At 62.2% G+C, this 16,118-nt stretch carries 9 protein-coding genes; 6 read left to right on the forward strand and 3 right to left on the reverse strand.

What is annotated here, in order from left to right; translation table 11 throughout:
* Nucleotides 1-58 precede the first annotated feature (58 nt).
* From AC3WOG_RS08435 to AC3WOG_RS08445, 3 genes are all read left to right on the forward strand, one after another.
* Entirely contained in the window at nucleotides 59-2,188 is a 2,130-nt protein-coding gene (locus tag AC3WOG_RS08435; protein ID WP_492577551.1) for an alpha/beta hydrolase fold domain-containing protein, read from the forward strand.
* 172 nt (nucleotides 2,189-2,360) lie between these two features.
* Nucleotides 2,361-4,037, forward strand: a complete 1,677-nt coding sequence (locus AC3WOG_RS08440) for a long-chain-fatty-acid--CoA ligase (RefSeq protein ID WP_492577552.1) — start codon at nucleotides 2,361-2,363, stop codon at nucleotides 4,035-4,037.
* A gap of 481 nt (nucleotides 4,038-4,518) precedes the next feature.
* Nucleotides 4,519-5,601, forward strand: coding sequence for a porin (locus tag AC3WOG_RS08445; protein WP_492577553.1), 1,083 nt, complete (start codon nucleotides 4,519-4,521; stop codon nucleotides 5,599-5,601).
* A gap of 388 nt (nucleotides 5,602-5,989) precedes the next feature.
* On the opposite strand, the gene AC3WOG_RS08450 is transcribed toward AC3WOG_RS08445, so the two are convergent.
* The 3 genes from AC3WOG_RS08450 to bcsA are packed head-to-tail and all read right to left on the reverse strand — an operon-like array spanning nucleotide 5,990 to nucleotide 11,851.
* Nucleotides 5,990-8,206 carry a tetratricopeptide repeat protein gene (locus AC3WOG_RS08450; RefSeq protein ID WP_492577554.1) on the reverse strand — a complete coding sequence of 739 codons (2,217 nt, stop codon included), beginning with the start codon at nucleotides 8,204-8,206 and terminating at the stop codon, nucleotides 5,990-5,992.
* Between the two features lie 2 nt (nucleotides 8,207-8,208).
* Nucleotides 8,209-9,777, reverse strand: a complete 1,569-nt coding sequence (locus AC3WOG_RS08455) for a hypothetical protein (protein WP_492577555.1) — start codon at nucleotides 9,775-9,777, stop codon at nucleotides 8,209-8,211.
* Nucleotides 9,740-11,851, reverse strand: coding sequence for a UDP-forming cellulose synthase catalytic subunit (gene bcsA / locus AC3WOG_RS08460; protein ID WP_492577556.1), 2,112 nt, complete (start codon nucleotides 11,849-11,851; stop codon nucleotides 9,740-9,742). Before bcsA ends, AC3WOG_RS08455 begins: the two co-directional genes overlap by 38 nt.
* Nucleotides 11,852-12,013: 162 nt before the next feature.
* Between bcsA and AC3WOG_RS08465 the strand changes: the two genes are divergently transcribed.
* From AC3WOG_RS08465 to AC3WOG_RS08475, 3 genes are all read left to right on the forward strand, one after another.
* Nucleotides 12,014-12,502, forward strand: a complete 489-nt coding sequence (locus AC3WOG_RS08465) for a glycosyl hydrolase family 8 (protein ID WP_492577557.1) — start codon at nucleotides 12,014-12,016, stop codon at nucleotides 12,500-12,502.
* A gap of 409 nt (nucleotides 12,503-12,911) precedes the next feature.
* Nucleotides 12,912-13,943 (forward strand): LuxR C-terminal-related transcriptional regulator, encoded by a 1,032-nt coding sequence (locus AC3WOG_RS08470; protein WP_492577558.1) that lies wholly within the window; start codon nucleotides 12,912-12,914, stop codon nucleotides 13,941-13,943.
* A 346-nt stretch (nucleotides 13,944-14,289) separates the two neighbouring features.
* Nucleotides 14,290-16,071 (forward strand): adenylate/guanylate cyclase domain-containing protein, encoded by a 1,782-nt coding sequence (locus tag AC3WOG_RS08475; protein ID WP_492577559.1) that lies wholly within the window; start codon nucleotides 14,290-14,292, stop codon nucleotides 16,069-16,071.
* The last annotated feature ends 47 nt before the right edge of the window (nucleotides 16,072-16,118 follow it).

Here is a 16,118-nt window from a genome sequence, read left to right on the forward strand (position 1 = left end):
TACCGTGTCGAGTTAATTAACTACACTGGCATAACTAACCCAGTTGGAGAAACTTTGCATGAAAGTCATCGTTGTTGGCGGAGGCATTGGTGGGCTCACGACCGCTCTGGCGCTGCTGCGCCACGGTATCGAGCCGATTGTACTGGAGCGCGCCCCACAATTGACCGAGGTCGGGGCGGGCGTTCAGATCGCTGCGAACGGCACGATCGTGCTGCGGGAATTGGGGCTTGAGCCGGCGCTGGCGAGCGTTGCGACCGTGCCGGAGCGCTTTGACTACCTCGATCTGTCGACCGGGCGTCTCCTGTACGTGGCTCCACTGGGCAAGGAGGCGGAGACACGTTACGGCGCGCTGCTCTATAACGTCCACCGCGCCGACCTGATCGACTTGCTCGCGAAGGCCGTGCCGCCTGGTGTGATCCGGCTAGGGGCGCAATGCGCGTCGGTTTCTCAGGACAACGAGGGCGCCTACGTCACGCTGCAAAATGGCGAAGTGATCCGTGGCGATGCCGTGATCGGCGCGGATGGCATTCACTCTGCCGTTCGGACGGCGCTCCGGGGACCCGAGGAGAAGCAGTTCGCCAACATACTGATGTGGCGCTCGCTCATCCCTGCCGAGCGGCTTACCGGCCTGAAGTTGCCGGTGGCGGGGAACAACTGGTTCGGCGTGGGCAGGAATATTGTCTCGTACTGGGTTCGCAAGGACCTCTACAGCATTCTTGCGTCGGTGCCGGCAACCGAAGTGAGCCGCGAATCGTGGACGCAGTCGGGGGACGTCGCGCAACTGCGGCGCTCGTTCGAGGGTTCCGAGCCGACCGTCCAGAAGATGCTGGAAGCCGTGGACTCGACGTTCATTACCGGGATGTACCACCGGGATCCGATCGAACACTGGAGTACCGGACGGATCGCCCTGCTCGGCGACGCCGCGCATGCGATGGTGCCCTACCTGGCGCAAGGCGCCTGCCAGGCGATCGAAGACGCATGGGCTCTCGCCACCTGTCTCAAGAACCATGGCCGCCCCGGCGTTCAGGATGCACTGCTGGAATACGAACGGCGCCGCCAGCCGCGTACTACGCGGATTCAGGCGGGCGCGCGCTTTGTCGTCGATTGGGCACACGAGCCCGACGCGGCGCGTGTACGTCAGCGTAACGGACGCCTGAAGGGACTCTCGCGGATCGATCCGCTGGCCGAGGCTTCGTGGTCGTTCGCCTGGGGGCACAACATCCTTGAGGCCGTCAAGCTGCCGCCCGGCGAGGTCGTGGGTTTGAGCGCGGCACGCGAAGGAAAGCGGATGGCGCGCCCCGAGAGCCAGCGCGCTTTCGATCTCTGGAAAGGCGTGTTCAAGCCGGATGACATTGCGCGTGGCGACCGGGGGCAGCGTGCGGCCTACGAACGGTTCCTTCTGGAGCAGTTCCCGGCGCCCGCAAGCACAGAAGTGACGGATGTCGATCTTCTCGGGGTGAGCGCGTTGCGCGTGGTTGCAGCGGGAGCAGGGCACAAGGCGACGGTGTTGCACTTCCACGGCGGCGGCTACGTGCTGGGCTCGGCGAAGAGCTCGGTTGAATACGCGAGCCGTCTCGCGCGCGCCCTGAACGGTCCGTGCTACACGGTCGACTATCGCCTCGCGCCCGAGCATCCGTATCCGGCGGCATTCGATGACGCATTCAGCGCCTATCGCGGCTTGCTCGCTTCGGGTGTCGATCCATCGACGGTGTTGCTGAGCGGCGAATCGTCCGGGGGCGGCCTGGCCCTCGCGCTGGCGGCTGCGTTACGTCGCGCGGGCCTGCCGTTGCCGGCCGGCGTCATTGCAATCTGCCCGCTCACGGACCTCACGCTTGGCGGCCCCTCCGTCATGGCGAATTCGGGAGACGACCCGGCCGCGAATCGCGAGACGCTTTCCAATCTCGTCGCGTCCTACTTCCAGGGCCACGAACCGACCGATCCGATGGTCTCGCCGCTGTTCGCGGACCTCGCGGACCTTCCGCCGGTATTCCTTTCGGCCGTGGAGGGAGAGGTACTGGAAAGCGACACGACTCGTTTTGCTGAGCGGGCAAAGGCAGTCGGCGCGAACGTGAAGCTGAAGATGGTGGCCGATTCGGTTCACGTCTTCACGCTCTTCCCGTTCCTGCCGGAAACCGCCGAGACGCTCGAAGAAGCCGGCCAGTGGAGCCGTCAGTTCCTTCAGAAGTAGCGAGACGCATCCGCCAGGTGCCTAGCGCCAGGTTCGGATGCGACAACCTGCTCACGCATAGCCGACGTGGGCAGATCCTGCTTGCGTCACGGGCGATTTACCCGCGACGCAAGCAATCAGTTTCAAGGCGCTACCCCCTATCACTGCATTTCGTTTCATGCTCGGAGTAGACATGACGGCAACATCAACGCGTCAGCGGGTCGACGTGCCGCGGCAACTATCCGCGCCGCAGACATCGCTGTACACGAATCTCGAAGTCTCCGCGAACCGCCATCCGGAAAAGGCCGCAATCCTTTACTACGGCAGTACCGTAAGCTACCGGCAGTTGCGACACGAAGTCGATGCGCTGGCGGGATTTCTGCAGCAGCACTGCGGCATCGCCCGGGGTGAGCGCGTCGTCCTGTACATGCAGAACAGTCCGCAGTTCGTCATCGCCTTCCATGCGGTGCTGCGCGCGGATGCGGTAGTCGTGCCCGTCAATCCGATGAACCGGACTTCGGAGCTGCAGCACATACTCGAAGATAGCGGGGCTAGAGTCGCCTTCGTCGGCGAAGAACTCATGGAGCACATACGGTCGCTGTCGGGCCGTCACGTGGACTATGTGATCCCTGCACGCTATGCCGACTATCTTCGCGACCGGACCGATCTGCCGCTGCCCGACGTCCTGACATCGGCCGGAGCGCAGCCTCATGCAGAATCTGCCGACGGCCATGCTGTCGTCATCGGCTGGAACGACGCGCTTGCTCGTGCGTGCGTTCCGCGCGACCACGAATCCAGGCCCGAAGATCTGGCGGTTATTCCGTACACGTCCGGCACGACCGGTCGCCCCAAAGGGTGCATCCATACACATCGTAGCGTGATGCATTCAACGGTCTCGTGCGCTGAATGGCCGAACCTCGCGAACGAGAGCGTGATGCTGTGCTCCGTGCCGTTGTTTCACGTCACCGGCATGCAGAACTGCATGACCATGCCGATATTCATCGGCGCCACGATGGCGATCTTGACCCGCTGGGACGCGAAATGTGCCGCGCACGTGATCGAACGCCACCGCGTAAGCACATGGGTCACCGTTCCCACGATGCTCATCGACCTGCTGAACCTGGCGGACGTCGACACCTTCGACCTGAGTTCCATTGCGTACCTGAGCGGCGGCGGTGCCGCGATGCCGCAGGCTGTCGCGCAGCAGATAGAGGCGCGTTGGGGCGTCCCGTACGTGGAAGGGTACGGCCTTACCGAGACGATGGCGGCGACCCACATCAATCCGCCGCAGCACAGCAAGCAACAGTGCATGGGGGTGCCGGTGTTCAACACGGCGTCACTCGTCGTCGATCCCGAGACGCTCGAGCCTCTCGGTGAAGGAGAAACCGGCGAGATTCTTGTAAGCGGACCTCAAGTATTCGACGGATATTGGAAGTCGCCGGAAGCCACGCAAGAGGCATTCGTTCTGATCGAAGGAAAGCGATACTTGCGCACCGGAGACCTCGGCTACGTAGATCGGGACGGATATTTCTTCATCGTCGACCGGCTGAAGCGCATGATCAATGCCTCCGGCTACAAAGTCTGGCCGGCCGAGGTCGAGGCCATGCTGTTCGAGCATCCCGCCATACAGGAAGCGTGTGTCATTGCGACTCACGATCCGCGTCGAGGCGAGTCGGTCAAGGCGGTCATCGTGCTTCGGAACGGCGAGCACGCGACGGAAGACGAAATTGTGTCGTGGGCCCGCGAGCGCATGGCGTCCTATAAGGTCCCGCGTGTCATTCAGTTTGCCGCCAGCTTGCCCCGCACGGCGAGCGGAAAGATCCAGTGGAGACTGCTGCAGGAAGATGAAACGCGGAGTCGAAACGCCTGATCTGAAGGCCGCCGGCAGGATTGATCTATTGCCTGCCGAAGCGCGCGATGAGTCGATGAGTAGTCGCAGTAGGGCGGGCTTATCGGGTCATCCCGCGCGGCCTCTTCAACGCGACGGAATAAGACGTGCCGCCGTGGCTGATGCGTTTGCACCGCGGAATGTAAATTTTCTGGCAGTTGTGGTCAAAATTTCCGGGCAACGTGTGGTTGTGGGCACAACGCCTTGATCGGAGCCAGAGCCGTCAGAGGACAAAGTTTCCGTCGAGTCGGCAGGTTGATTAAGTCATCTCGGCCCATCTGGTCACGCAATAAGAAGAAATCAAGCGCTCGTACTCAGCGGGCAATAAGCAAGTCGCAGATGTGATTCGTATAGTTCGTAGTGCGACATAATCATAATACTGGAGTCTATATATATGAGGAAGGTAAGGAGATTGTTCGGAAAAGAACGGCGTCGACGCAAGGCCGGCCTGTTGGCTGCCATCATGTCTACTGCGACGCTGTACTCCGTCGCAGCAGCTGCGCAGTCGTCGGTAACACTTTACGGCCTCGTCGATACGGGAATTCGCTACACCACTCATGCGGATCCGCAAGGCGATTCTCGCGTCCAGCTCGCCAGCGGCGAAAGCGAGAGCCATTTCGGATTCAAGGGAGTGGCAGACATTGGTGGCGGAACGAAAGTCCTATTCGATCTCGAGGATCGCTTCTTCCTGAACTCCGGGGCGACCGACCCCGCCTATCCGTTCTTCAATACGGCTTTTGTTGGCGTGCAGTCGAGCAGTTACGGAAAGTTGACAATGGGGCGTCAGATCAACCCACTTGCTGACGCCGTTCTGAGCGCCTTCGTGACCAATCCATGGCTCCCGACCTTCTACCAGTTTCGGCCGGAAGTCATGATGGCTCAGGGCGTGTGGACAAGCAACATGGTCAAATACGTGGCGAGATGGCAATACCTGACGGCTGAGGTGTCGTATGCGTTTGGTGGCAATGCAGGCGCATTGGGTGCGGGAAGTCAGATTGGGGCATCGCTTCTCTATTTGCCCGGCGAACCATTGCGCCTGGCTGCCGCATACCTGGACTCGCGCGATGCCGTGAACGCTTCCGCGCACCTCAAATCCTGGACTGCCGGCGGGTCATATTCGTTCGGAAATACGACGCTCACGGCAGGCTGGGCCGTGAACCGGCAGGATGCCGGGTTTGTCGGCAATTTCCCTAACGGGCCATTCAGCGCGCCGGAATTGTCCGCGCTTAAATTCAATACGTTCAGCTCCCGGCAAATGTTTTTTGGTGGGGTGACGCAGCAGGTAGCGGACGCGATTCACCTTTCCGCGAATGTGTGGCGCACGGTTCAGACCGGGAAGATGCAGGCAGCCAACGGGAACGCGACGCAATTCCAGCTGCTTGCGGACTATAACTGGTCGAAACGCACGGATACCTATCTGGAAGCGGACTACTCGCTGTACCGCGGCGGAATGGTTGGCGCCCAGTTCCAGGGCATCAATGCCCTGAGCTCGGCGTACGGCACGACCCAGCTAGGCATCATGGCTGGCTTGCGGCATATGTTCTAGGCTGCCTGCGGGACCGGACGACCTGGCAGTCTCTGCCATATGAATCAGCGGCCTCCTGGAATCGATCGGGGAGGCTCCGCATCGGACCGGGTCCGGTACAAGGCGGCCATCTACGGTCGTTCGCCTTCTCGCTCCACCAGCCATTTCAACGACCGTTGCGCCCAAATAGCAGTCGCTCGTCCGCCTCTTACATGCGCCTCGTTATCGGCCGTGCCCGGCGTTCGTACCTTTCCGTCTGCAGTCATCCCACAATGACCGGTTCCGACCGCCGTGGGCAGACGGTCCCGGCCGGCTCCGGCCACTCGGGTAGATGAGGCCCGCGAGGCGTTGTACGACGCCAGGGCCCTTGTTCGCAACCTGGTATCTCGCTTGCCGCCCGCCCGGCACGCTAGAAGCCGCGCGGGGTTACAAGATCGGCGGCGCGAAGGTGGCCGCGTGGTTCGAACGGAATTTTCACCCAGGCAAAGATGCTCATGTCCTGATAGCCGGGCGAGGCGCGATAGCCAATGCCCGCGCCGACGATCACATTTCGCGAAACGAGTCCAGCCATGGTCGCGGTGTCCTCTCCGAACGCCCCCGATGCGCGGCCGGTGAAGAGTTCGCGCGTCGCATACCCTACGCGTCCGCCAGTCTTGAAGAGGAACCGGCCGCCCTCGTCCGACTGGGCGTAGAAGACGAGTCCCGCCTCACGGTTCGATTTGGGACTCCAGTAGCCCGCGTAGGGGCCGGTATACCGATTCGCGTCGTAGCGGTATGAACTGATGCGTACCTCCGGTCCGGCATTGAGCCAGCTCCAGCCCTTGACGTGGAAGTCTCGCGTGAGCGAGAGGCTCGCGGCATAGAACGGGTTGACGGCCGTTCCGCTCGCTGTGACGGCGCCGCCGGATAGCGTTTCACCAACATGGAATGCGCTACGCCCGATTGCCTGACGCGCGGCGATCTCGAGCGAGGACGATACGGCCGGCCCCGTTTCCGAAGGCACGCCCTTGTAGGAACGAAGCGAATCGTAGATGCCGTCGCGGCTGGCGGCGATCCGCACGAACTCGTCCTCGCTTTCGGCGATTTGCTGGTACTGGATTTTGCCGAACACCTGCGTCGAACTTTCGCCCGGCGCTTCAACTGCCGCGCCCGCGACCAGCACCCCTTGTCCGAGATCGGTCCTGACTGTGCCGCCCAGTTGCTTGCCCCAGGCGTGTTGCTGGCCATTATCGAGGCGCAGCACCGTCCCGTCGATACGTAAAGACAACGACGGAGTCGGCAGCAATGTGACCGATAGCTGCGGGATGGTCCAGACCGTCAGCTTGTCTTGCCCGGATGTACCGGATTTCCGGTCTACGGTAAACAGCGCTTGCAACGCCGGTTCCTGTCCCTCGGACGGATGTCCCGTCAGGGCTCGCGCATGATCGTACCGGCCAAGACTTTCATCGTGCTCCGCCAGCATCTGGCGGGCGAGTGGCGGAGTGCCCGGGACATTGTTGCCCACGAGCGTACTGAGCGTCTGGTAGTCGTGGTTGGCGGCGGAAGAAAACGCCAGGCCCTGCAGATATTCTTCGTTGTCGGGCACTTCCTGATGGAGCTTCGCAAAGATCTGTTCGGCTCGCTGCGTGCGCCGGCTGTTGAGCAACGCCCATCCCGCGAGCGCTCGCGTCGCCGGATCGGTCGCGTCGCCCGTCTCATCGATGAGCTTGAGCGCGGCGTCGACCTGCGCCGGGTCGCCCGACTCTTTGGCAAGAGCAAGCACGATGGCGGCGTGCAGACGCTTGCCGTCTGGTGTCGCCAGGTCGCGCGATTCGACTTCCGCTTCCGCGAGGCGTTGCTGATGCATGAGCGACAGCGTCAGCCCGAGCCGCGCCGACGCCGGATCCTGCGCGCTCTTCAAGGCTTCGCGAAACAGACGCTCCGCGGCCTTGTCGTCATGGGCGCGATCTTCGAGCCAGCCCGATACTTCCAGCGCCGATGCATCGAGCTGGACGGACGAATCCGCGCGCAGTTCGCGCGAGTAGGCAAGCGCACCGGTGTAATTGCCCGCCGTATTCTCCGCGTACATACGCTGCAGCCGCAGGTCGGCGCGGACCTTGCGTAACGACGGCTTGTCGAACACAGGATCCGCGAGGAGGCGGTCGATCTCTGCCGGGGGCAGCGCTTTCGCGGCCTTCCAGGCCGTACCTGCGAGTTCGCCGGAATCCGAACACGCGCGAAGCAGTTCGAGGTAGAGGGTATAGGCTTGCGTCGTGCGGCCCGCGTCGGCGAGCGCTTGCGCGTGGTCCCATTTCGCCGGAAGGCTCGTGCAGGCGGACGCCTCAAGTCGCGGTGCGCTTGCCGGATGCGCAGTGTCGAACGCCTTCGGCACTTGCTGCGTGCGTCGGCGGGCGACGGCCTTGGGTACGGCCGGCTGCCCGAGCCTGGGTGGGCCTTGCGGAGCGGGCGGCTCGGCCAGCTTGACGGAGTCTTGCGCGGCGGGTGAATCGCCCCATCCGCCCGGTCCCGAGGCCGGCGTGGCGGAAACCGGGCTGGCGCCCGGCAAACCGGCAGGCTCTGCTGCAAATGCGAGGCCGTGCCACGAGAAGAGAATGCCGACGGCTGCTGCAATGAGCGTGCGATTCATGTTTATCGTTTTAGAGGCGTACGCGACGAGGACGCATGGTTACCGGCGTCAAGCCGTTTCGCCACCTGCGCCTTCAACGTGACGTTCAGGAAGATGAATAAAAGGATCAGCAATGCGACAAGAACGGACCAGAACACCTTGGGGTCGATGAGCAGCAGCCGGAGCGCGGCGGCGGGCGAGCGTCTCGCGACCGCAAGCGGTACGGCCGACTCCGCCGCTGTGTCGAAAAGCGTCGCCCCCCGGGTAAAGAGCGACCATGTGGCCGGCTGGCGCAACATGTCGATGGCACGGGCCACCGACGCATCGCCGCTGCCGAGCACGGCGACGATCCGTTGCGCGCCGACACTGCCCGGCAGGGACACTGCTTGTCCCGGTTGCAAGGGCGGATAGACCGGCAGTTGGCGACGCGACTGCGTGGCAAGCTCGGCATCTCGACCAAAAAAGAGATCGGTGTGTGCGCTGTCGCCGGAGAACGTGAACGTAAAGTCGGCAAGCGCGCCCGTCGCCCGAACGCGGATCGCAGCGAAATTCAGCGCGGCGCGCACGAGCGCGGAGTGCTCCTGTCCCAGCGCGACGGCGAGATGCGTTTGCGGCGCGTGAACGGCCGTCGCGTCGCCGAGCGTGATCGCGCTGCGAGCCGGGAACACCATGGCCGTGTCTGCAAACGCGTGCGCAGCATGCACGCAATCGGCATCGGTGACACCCGAGAGCACGACAATGACGGACTTGCCCTCGTTGGCGGAATAGACGCCGAGAAACGGGCCGGTAATCGCGCTCGCCACCGCAGCGGGCAATGCATCCGCGAGCGCTGCACGTGTGCCGACCAGCAGGACGTCGCCGGCGCGCGCGGCTCCCGGCGCGATAGCCCAGGAAGCCAGATCATGGTCCTCCGCGACGATCGGGCTTTCATTCTGATAGGCGGCCTTCACATCCACCTGCTGCATACGCGCAGCGATACCTTGCACTGCGAGCGCGGCCGCCCGCAGTTGCTCCGGGGATGCGGGATCCCGTCCCAACTCAATCGTCACGGTGCGCGGCATCCATGCCCTCCCGTCAAATGCCACGGGAAGCTGCGCCAATGTCGGGGCCGTATTGGGGCGTAGCCCGGCGAAGTCCAGCGACACCGAGGAGCGCGCGTCGTCGACGAGCGCAACGTTGGCGAGCGCGGTCGCGGCGCTGATTGCTGCCGAGCGCGGTACGAGCGCCAGCTGGATGCTGTTGGTGCCGGGCATAAAGGCGCCCGGCGAAAGCGCGAGGGTCTGCTCGACTTCGTTCGCATCGACCTCGGCCGCCTGTGCGCCGTTTACCCAGACCACATAGTGGGCCCCGGCCGGTGGCGCGGCAACTGACGCAACACGGAGATGCACCCCGCTCAGTGCCTCGCGTGGAGAGAGTTCGACGATGAGCGCGTGCGCGGCAGTGGCTGCGCCGCCTGTTGGGCGGAGCGAGGAAAACGGCCGTGTCACCGTCTGCGCCGTTGCGGACAGTGTGGCCAGGCTGAGCAGGCACGCGGCAAGGGCGCGAACGAGCCACTTAGCCATGAAAGCCTTTGCGGACGACGTGGCGCGCATGGGCATGGGCGCCTCTGAGCGAGATGGCGAGCATGCCCAACAGGGACTTGATGAAGTTTGCCGATGCCTCTCGCCGCTTCCACTGTCGCACCCAACGGTCGCTGTCGCCGTAAGCGAGGATGACAGCGGCCCGTTCTTCTTCCGGCGACCGGGGCGCGTAAAGCGCGACATAATCGTTACTTGCCGCATTGAAGGGGGGGATGACATACGCGGCCAGCAGGTGATGCTGGAACCTGACTTCGAATCGATCCAGTACCAGACCGTCGGGAACGCGTATCCGCAAGCCCAGTTCATTGGCATCGAGTAGCAGCACTTCCTGTTCGCCGAATTCACCGGAGACGGTGATCGGTTCGTCGATGACGATGCGGGGACGTGCGCGGCGCTGTGCTTTCTCGAACAGCGCGCCGAGCGCGCCGAAGCTCAGAAAAAGATTGAAGCCGATCCAGAGCACGGCCGCCGCGAGGATCGGGCGCGACTCCGGTTCGTGGACCATCCGGACAATGCCCCAAAGGAGGCCGATCGCACAGCAGACAAACATGCCGTAGAACGGCAGACGGAATTCGCTGATGAAGTCTGCTTCGCTCTGCTCTCCCTTTGGCGTGACGCTGAACGTCGGGGCGTTGGGGCGCGCGAGAGCCGATAGGAGGGCCGGTAGCATGTAAAACGCCTGAAGCGTTTCGTAGAGCTCGGAGGAAAAGATACGCCGGAAGCGTCCGTTCAGCCGCTCGGCCGTTAAAAGCGCGACGACGAGAAACGGCAGCGTGTAGCTGAGGAGGTTGTCCGTCCCACCTGGATACATCTGCAGCTTGAACACGATGCCGATAATCGGCACGAGGAAAGTGGCGAGGCGGGCGAACGGAAAGAACCAGAAGAGACCGACCGAAAAATAGCAGAACCGCTGAGCCGGCGTCAGCCCCGCAATGAGCCAGGGATTCTGTTTCATGAGAATCTGCATCATGCCGACGCCCCAGCGGATGCGCTGAACGAGGAAGCCCGAAATCGTTTCAGGCTGCAGACCTGCGACCATCGGCCGGCCGAAATACACCGAACGCCAGCCTCGCTGATGCAACTTGACGGAAGTCGAAGCGTCTTCGGTAATGGAGTCCGTCGAGAATCCGCCGACTTCCATGATGGCGGCACGCCGGACGAGAGCGCCGGAGCCGCAGAAAAACGACGTATTCCAGGTATCCAGGCCCGGCTGAACGACACGGTAGAACAGGTCGTTCTCCGCCGGCATCTGGTTGAACAGACCGAGGTTTTTCTCGAGCGGGTCCGGGTTGGTAAAGAAATGTGGCGTCTGTACCAATGCGGCTTTCGGATCCTGCATGAAAAAGCCGACGGTGGAGCGCAAAAAATCGCGCGTCGGCACGTGATCCGCATCGAGAATGGCAATCAGCTCGCCCGCCGTGCTTTGCAATGCCGCGTTCAGATTGCCGCTCTTTGCGTGCTCGTTCGATTCGCGAGTCAGATAGATAGCGCCATGCCTTGCGCATAATGCCTTCAACTGCGCGGCACGTTCGGCCAGTGCCTGCCGCTGCGCGAGGCTTTTCGCGGTTTTGGATCGAGGGAAGCCATCGTCGAGCACGTGGACGCGGAAGCGGTCTTTCGGATAGTCGATTTCGACTGCGCCGCACACCGTTGGGGCAACGACCGAAAGCGGCTCCGAGTAGGTCGGAATGTAGACGTCGACCAATGGCAGCACGTCGGGATGGGTGGGCAGCGGCAGCGGCTGACGCTCAAGCGGCCGGACGCTGACGAAATAGCCGAGCAGTACCACGCCCATGCAATAGAGTTCGGCCGCCAGCAGGGCTGCGGCGGCGATCCTCGCAGACAGGCCGCCATGGACTGGGAACGATTCGAAGCGCCACGCGATGTAGCGGATGATGACGAAGCCGCTAACGGCAAGCAGTAACGGTCGTGTGGCAGGCGTCTGCACAAGGGCGAGAAACCCGAACAGCGCAATGAAGAGTAATGCGTTGGTTACGGAGTGAGGCAAGCCGACTGATAGAACAGCCAGTACGGCGAGCCCCACCAGCAGTGCGAGAGCGATAATCCCATGGATTTTCTGCTGCATACGCGGATATCCGTACGGTTGGCACTGCGGTATTTTGTATGAGATTAGCGCCTAACCGCGGATTGCGCCATGCAAATAGTCTTCACCGGTGACATCGCAAACGGGTGACAGCACGCACAGTTGGTGGGCTGTGGTAAAACTCTCGTCGCGACGTGCCGCGCAATGTCTACCTGCAGCTCGACGATAACCATCACCAGGATGCCGACACTTGCCCGTTTCGTTGACGTGATCGCAGGCATTGGTGCGCGGGCCGCCCCGGTGCCCGTGCGAACGCGGCGGCGCTTCTTTCCTGGCGCTGGCGCGCTGCTCTGCCTGAGCGGCACGTTGCCGTCCACTGCGTTCGGGGCTGGATCCGCTGACGACGAGTGGCCGGCCTGGAACGCATTCGTCGACTCGCAGATGCAGGCCGACGGACGCGTGCTCGATTTCACGACGCCCACGCAGCAGAGCACATCAGAAGGGCAGTCGTACGCGCTGTTCCTTGCACTCGTCGCGAACGATCGCGCCACGTTCGACAGGGTGCTCGGCTGGACCGACGCGAACCTCGCCGCCGGTCATCTCGATACGCAGTTGCCCGCACACGGTGGCATGCATTCCTGGACATTGGCCCGTCCACCCATATGTTTTCACAACCGGACATGTTTGCGCTAACGACATACCCGGCATGGGAGTGGCGGGGGAAAGATGCGTCGTCATTCGCTTGCAGTCTTGCAACCTCGACACTGCGGGCCCGATAAAGCTCGGCCATCTTGATCATCGTGTTCGTATCCAATTGCTGAGCGAGTTTTATATCATTTCTGGTGAGGTCGAAAAAAAGTGTCATTTTTGCCGCCGACGCCAACGGGCTCGTTCGAACAATAACGCCGGGTCTCGGCCAGCCGTCGCATCAACCCGTCGATCCGCGTAAGGAGCGTGACGCTCTCTTTGGGTGTCGCCTATAACGGTTAGCGGTGCCCATGTTTGTGAGCCACTACCTTCATTCCATCATACTAATGGTCCGCTGCACGTTGCGAGGCAGGCGTTGACGGGCCGTTAGCCACTTGAAAAGCGCGCACGGCTCATGCTGATCCTTTTCATTGCTCCCGCAGGTTTGTTTCGCGATGGCGTCGCGCGTCTGCTCGGCGACGTGGCCGACGGCGCCGAAGTGAAATGCGCCGACTACGCGTTGAGCCCTATCGATAGCGGGCAAGCGGTCGACGTACTCGTGCTCGACGGTGACTACCTACAGGAGGCGCTCACTACCGCAAGCGCTTCTCGTCACGGTGCACCGAACCTGCCCGTGCTTGCACTGCTGACCTCGGTCGATCCTCAGACCGTCGAGCAATTCATCTCGGCTGGCGTAGCAGCTCACCTGGGTAAATCGGAGTCCAGCAATGCACTGGTCGGTGCACTGCGCCTCCTCGTTGCCGGCGGGCGGTATCTGCCATCGGCCGTTCGCTGGTCGGCGGCCACCGAGGCTACCGCTTCCACCGACGCGCTGCAAAGGTCCGCCGTCGCGGCCGATCCCAATCCCCACTTCCTGACGCCTCGCCAACTGCAAGTGTTGGCGCTCGCGGCGCGTGGCGATTCGAACAAGTCGATCGCGCGACAGTTGAACATTACGGAAGGAACCGTAAAAGTGCACTTATATACGGTGTACAAAGCACTAAAGGTCGGAAGTCGGGGGCAGGCGAGCGTTGCCGCAGCGCGGTTGCAGCAGGTCGGCGATGTGCAACTTCACCACGCGCTGGACGGCCAGCTTTCAATCAGTCGGCTGCTGGCTTATACGACGCCCACCCGTTTTCAATCCGGCCACGTCCTCTTTCACAAAGATGACCGAAGCGATGCTCTTTACTACGTGGTGCGCGGAACGGTCATGCTCGAGGAGATTGGCATCGAGGTGGGGCAGGGCACGATACTGGGCGAAATCGGGCTCTTCTCTCCGGACCATCGGCGCACGTGCACGGCGCGTTGCAAGAGCGAATGCGAGTTGCTGGTGGTCTCGGCGACCGACGCGATGCGACTTTATTACCAGGACCCGGAATTCGCCAGCTATCTGATCCACTTGATTACCCGCCGATTGGAGGCCGATAAGCTGCGCGCGAAGCGTTAATTGCGACTGTCGAACGTTTATTGCAGACTCGGCATTCCAACGGGCTTCGATTTGTCCGATATCGACTGACATAAAGTGGATGGCGGGCAAAAAAAGCCGTTTTTCCAAGGCTTTTTTGGCCTATAACACATACAAATCGCCAGTCTGCTGAAGACGTCGGGCGCGCGTTCGCAGGGTCCCGTCAGGCGGCGAGATTCACTATTTCGAGCATTTCGGCTCAGCGCTGAAAGGTTGCGCATGCGTGGCCGCGGCTCTTCCGACGTGACATCCGAAAGAATGCGCAGGGGCGGTGAAGTTCATTGTGTATAAGACCCGTGCGCGCCAAAAAATGGCTTGAATAAAAGTGATGGCAGATTTCCCCCTTTCACCGGATGGACTGGTTTGTGTCGTTCGCGCCGTGCTGTTTATGGACCTCGTTGAGTCCTGCAGGCTGATGCAGGATAACGAGGTCGAAGCAGCGCGGCGCTGGCGCGCGTTCAAGGCGCAGATCGAGAATGAGTTGGTGCCTGCGCATTGCGGCCGCCTGATCAGAACTGAGGGCGACGGACTCATGGTCACGTTCGTCCGCCTGCAGGATGGACTCGCCGCAACCTTTGCTATCCAGCGCGCGTCGCGCGAGGTCAACGCAGGCGAGCCGGCGACCAGGCACATGCTCTTGCGGATGGGCTTGCACATCACGGAGTTGTACGAAGACGAGCGTGACGTGTACGGCCGCGGCGTCAACCTGGCTGCGCGCCTGTACACGCTGGCGGGACCGGGAGAGATCGTGGTGTCCGCGCAGGTACGGGATCAGCTTACTTCCGAACTGGACGCGGAAATCGACGACCTCGGCGAATGCCATCTGAAGCATTTCGAGCATCCGGTGCGCGCCTATCGGATCGGTCCGCCCGGTCCACGTCCGCTGATCGAGCGTGGCGCCGCTTTTTTGCCGGAGCTGCGGCCCACAATTGCGGTGATTCCGTTCATCTTGCGTGGCGGTGACGTCGAACAGCAGATGCTCGGCGAAGTGCTCGCCGACGAGATCATCTCCTCCTTGTCTCGCACGGCCGAGCTTCTGGTGATCTCGCGTTTGTCCACGACCGCGTTTCGCGAGCGCGGCGCGTCACTCGACGAAATCAGTGGGTTTCTCGGCGCGCGTTACGTACTGTCGGGCGCATATCGAATGTCGGGCGATCAGTTCGTGCTCGTCGCCGAGCTCGCCGAGGCCAAATCGCGTCACATTTTGTGGACTGAGCGCATCAGAGGCCGCACTTCCGAGATCATGCTCGGCGAAGACGAACTGATCGGCCAGGTGGTCGGCGAGGTCAGCAATGCGATTATCAATCGCGAATTGCATCGGGCACGATCGCAGGCGTTGCCCACGCTCGAAATCTCGACACTGCTGATGAGCGCCATCGTGCTGATGCACCGCGGCGTGGCGGACGACTTCAACCGCGCGCGGGACATGCTGGAAGCGGTGATCGAACGCGCGCGCAGACAGGCATTGCCGCATGCATGGCTCGCCAAGTGGCATGTCTTGCGCTTCAATCGCGGTTGGACCGATGACCGCAGCGGCGAAGCAAATGTGGCGCTCGAATGCACGCGACGCGCGCTTGACGCCGATCCTGAGTGTTCGCTCGCGTTGACCATCGACGGATTCGTGCACACAAATCTGCTCAAGCAGCTCGACGTCGCGCAGCAGCGCTACGCGCTCGCGCTCTCGGTCAATCCCAACGATTCGCTTGCATGGCTGCTCAAAGGCACGCTGCACGCATTCGAAGGCGAGGGCGAGGAGGCTGTCGACGCAACCGAGCGAGCCCTCAGGCTTTCGCCGCTCGATCCCTTGCGCTATTTCTACGAGTCGCTAGGCGCAACGGCCGCGCTATCCGCAGGCCGTTACGAACGCGCGGTGGAACTGGCGCAACGGTCGCTGCGGGTGAATCGTACCAACACGTCCACGTTACGCGCGCTGGCGATCGCGCAGTCGCTGCTCGGCAACGTCGAGGCGGCGCGTTTGACGGTCGGCGAAGTGCTGGCCATCGAGCCGACGCTGACGGTGCAACGTTATCTCGAACGCTCGCCTAGCGGCGCGTACAAGACCGGCAAGATCTGGTCGGAGGCACTCCGTCAGGCGGGATTGCCTGGCTAGATAAAAGAAGCAATGAATGCGGTGCTGGATCCCTGAGAGAGGAGACA

Source organism: Paraburkholderia sp. FW306-02-B (genome assembly GCF_058782725.1).

Coding starts and splice junctions, on each gene's coding strand:
- AC3WOG_RS08435 (WP_492577551.1), top strand. CDS start 59: ATGAAAGTCATCGTTGTTGGCGGAGGCATTGGTGGGCTCACGACCGCT.
- AC3WOG_RS08440 (WP_492577552.1), top strand. CDS start 2,361: ATGACGGCAACATCAACGCGTCAGCGGGTCGACGTGCCGCGGCAACTA.
- AC3WOG_RS08445 (WP_492577553.1), top strand. CDS start 4,519: ATGTCTACTGCGACGCTGTACTCCGTCGCAGCAGCTGCGCAGTCGTCG.
- AC3WOG_RS08450 (WP_492577554.1), bottom strand. CDS start 8,206: ATGAATCGCACGCTCATTGCAGCAGCCGTCGGCATTCTCTTCTCGTGG.
- AC3WOG_RS08455 (WP_492577555.1), bottom strand. CDS start 9,777: ATGCGCGCCACGTCGTCCGCAAAGGCTTTCATGGCTAAGTGGCTCGTT.
- bcsA (WP_492577556.1), bottom strand. CDS start 11,851: ATGCAGCAGAAAATCCATGGGATTATCGCTCTCGCACTGCTGGTGGGG.
- AC3WOG_RS08465 (WP_492577557.1), top strand. CDS start 12,014: ATGTCTACCTGCAGCTCGACGATAACCATCACCAGGATGCCGACACTT.
- AC3WOG_RS08470 (WP_492577558.1), top strand. CDS start 12,912: ATGCTGATCCTTTTCATTGCTCCCGCAGGTTTGTTTCGCGATGGCGTC.
- AC3WOG_RS08475 (WP_492577559.1), top strand. CDS start 14,290: ATGGCAGATTTCCCCCTTTCACCGGATGGACTGGTTTGTGTCGTTCGC.